Annotated in this window: 4 protein-coding genes; 2 read left to right on the top strand and 2 right to left on the bottom strand. The window is 46.1% G+C overall.

Annotated elements, in window-relative coordinates:
• The coding region (locus P1P89_23105) for an LUD domain-containing protein (protein ID MDF1594413.1) at positions 1-369 on the bottom strand (369 nt) is incomplete at its 3' end.
• Between the two features lie 335 nt (positions 370-704).
• Between P1P89_23105 and P1P89_23100 the strand changes: the two genes are divergently transcribed.
• Both P1P89_23100 and P1P89_23095 read left to right on the top strand, forming a co-directional pair.
• Positions 705-1,226, top strand: a complete 522-nt coding sequence (locus tag P1P89_23100; GenBank protein MDF1594412.1) for a hypothetical protein — start codon at positions 705-707, stop codon at positions 1,224-1,226.
• The gene (locus P1P89_23095) at positions 1,205-1,936 is read left to right on the top strand and encodes a transposase (protein MDF1594411.1); all 732 of its coding nucleotides are present in this window, start codon (positions 1,205-1,207) and stop codon (positions 1,934-1,936) included. Before P1P89_23100 ends, P1P89_23095 begins: the two co-directional genes overlap by 22 nt.
• Here the strand turns inward: P1P89_23095 and P1P89_23090 are convergent.
• On the bottom strand, positions 1,927-2,474 hold a 548-nt coding region (locus tag P1P89_23090; GenBank protein MDF1594410.1), incomplete at its 5' end, for a M55 family metallopeptidase. The two genes, P1P89_23095 and P1P89_23090, sit on opposite strands and share 10 nt — an antisense overlap.

Genomic DNA, 2,474 nt, shown 5'->3' with positions numbered 1-2,474 from the left:
GGTGCGATCCAGATTCACGAGTTGTCCGGCTTCTGTAATTGCATTGGCCCCGGTAAGGTAAAGGTCGACCAGAAATGCCCGGCGCCTGCGATCCCAGCTCTCTTCCAGCGAAATACCTTTTTCAAAGGCATCGATCACCTGCAGATTTGCCCGCTGTTTAAGCGCCTCGCAGACCCCTGCGTGGGCCGCTGTCACGGATCCACCCCAGGAGACTGACGCGGCGCCGGTATCCGGCAAAATGGTATCCACAAAAATTCTGCGCGCATCATCAGCGTTATCTGCCAGAAAAACGGTGAAATTGTTGGCCTCAAGTGCGTTTTTAAGCTGCTGCAGCCTGATTTTCCAGAAGTTCTCTATAGCCTGATCCATTTCTTCCTCCCAAAATCCTTTCCCTAAAAAGAAAGACCGGCATAGCAAAGCCTATGCATCGATCCACCCTGACCCTGTCCGAAATTTCTTCACAGGTCAATAGCAAAGGCAATGTAAACCGACGCACGAAACGCTCCGAACGCCTCGAGATAGTCGTCCAGAACAAATCGGATGGTCGTCCCATCGACTCTTTTGGCAGACGGCATTAAGGGTGTGAGAAAAAAATAACTCCACCAAATTGCAAATAAATTCCTTCCCCAATAATAAATAGCTGGACAGATACCAACGATTAAAATATGATCAACATGGAATCCCATAAATAGACAGGAGGTGCCATGATTGATCATCAAACGTATTTAAATTCCCAAGGCATTGACAAACTTACTCCAGACGCTAAAAAATTTCTAAATGAAACGCGATCAAAACTGAAAGGTAGTGAACGACGCAAATTTATGGCCAAAGCAGTTCTTTTAATGGGCAAAGGTGGTCAAAGACGCGCTGAGCACGAACTGGGCTGGGACCGCAAAACAATCATCAAAGGGACCAGAGAGCTTGAAACCGGTATCGATTGTCTCGATAACTTTTCTGGTCGAGGCCGAAACCGGATCGAGGAAAAATTGCCTGATTTGCTTGATGATATCAAGGAAATTGTCAACCCGGTCAGCCAGTCAGATCCATCCTTTCGCACCACAGAGCTATATTCACCGTTAACGGCCCCAGAGGTTCACAGGCGCTTGGCCGATGAAAAAAAATACACACCTGACGCGTTGCCAACAGTGCGAACCATCATCAACAAATTAAACGAACTGGGTTTCATCCTGAAAAAGGTTGATAAATGCAAGCCGAAAAAAAAATAGCAGAGACAGACGAAATTTTTTCCCATGTTCATGCATCGAATAAAACCGCTGATGAAATCCAGGGCGTGGTGCGCCTGTCCATAGATACAAAGGCAAACGTCAACATCGGTCCCTTTTCTCGGGGCGGCTATAGTCGCCAAGCCGTCCACGCTTGTGATCATGATTTTAATCCCGACATGATATTGAAACCTTTTGGTATTTACCTGCCAGCGGAGAATGAAACCTATTTTTATTTTACCGACAGCAATGTTACGGCCGACTTTATGGTAGATGCCTTACAGGATCTTTGGCCGACCATCAAAACCAAGTATAATCCCCACACCCTCGTTATCAATTCTGATAACGGGCCGGAAAACAATAGTCGTCGAACGCAATTTATGAAACGAATGCTTGATTTTGCCATTAACAATCAAGTCAGCCTCAGTCTTGTATATTATCCTCCTTATCACAGTAAGTACAATCCAATAGAAAGAGTATGGGCGGGACTGGAAAACCATTGGAGAGGACAGATTTTAAACAGTGTTGAAAAAGCACTCGGCTTAGCGAGAACCATGAAATGGAATGGTAAAAATCCAGTAGTAAAGCTCATAAGTGCTGCCTATGAAAAGGGCATTAAGTTAACCCAAAAAGCGATGAATCAAATAGAAACCATGATTGAAAGAATGCCTGGAATCGAAAAATGGGCTGTAGAGATTCCTTGCTACAAATAAAATAGGTTAGAAGAACATTGTTTAGGTGGATTTATTTTTTTCTCACACCCTAACTCAACTGCATCGGCCATGCCGGCATTTGTGTATTGGACATGCAGTTCAATGGGCGGCTTAAACGTAAACGGCTGTATTGTTTCGCGCTTCTGTAATGATTTTTTCACTCCTTCCCTGATCAATCGCCGGGCTTTTTGCGGATGAAGGCATTTGGCCGCCCGCCTTGATACCGCTTCCTTGACAGCAACGGTTTCAATGTCAGGATTTAGGGCCTTGGCCTCTTTGGTCACGGCCAGATCTCCGCTTACAAAGATCAGCGGCACGCCATAATAGCCCGCGATGGCCGCATTGATCAGCGTCTCACCGGCTTCCCGCCCGTTTATTTTCAGGCTTTCAATGGTCTTGCTTGAAAACGTATGGGAAAGGATACCGTGCAGGGTTCCTTTCATCGTATGGTACCCGACAAAGAGGGCGGCATCGAAACTCGAATCAATTCCAGCCATCTGGGATAAAGCCTTCGGGGTTCCTCTTACGAGAACGGCGT

The organism is Desulfobacterales bacterium, assembly GCA_029211065.1.
GTDB lineage: Bacteria > Desulfobacterota > Desulfobacteria > Desulfobacterales > JARGFK01 > JARGFK01.
Note: the sequence above shows the minus strand (reverse complement) of the source record. Positions and strands in the feature narration are given on the sequence as shown.

Bases quoted from the DNA above. Each gene is read 5' to 3' on its own strand.
- P1P89_23100 (MDF1594412.1), top strand. From the start codon at position 705: ATGATTGATCATCAAACGTATTTAAATTCCCAAGGCATTGACAAACTT.
- P1P89_23095 (MDF1594411.1), top strand. From the start codon at position 1,205: ATGCAAGCCGAAAAAAAAATAGCAGAGACAGACGAAATTTTTTCCCAT.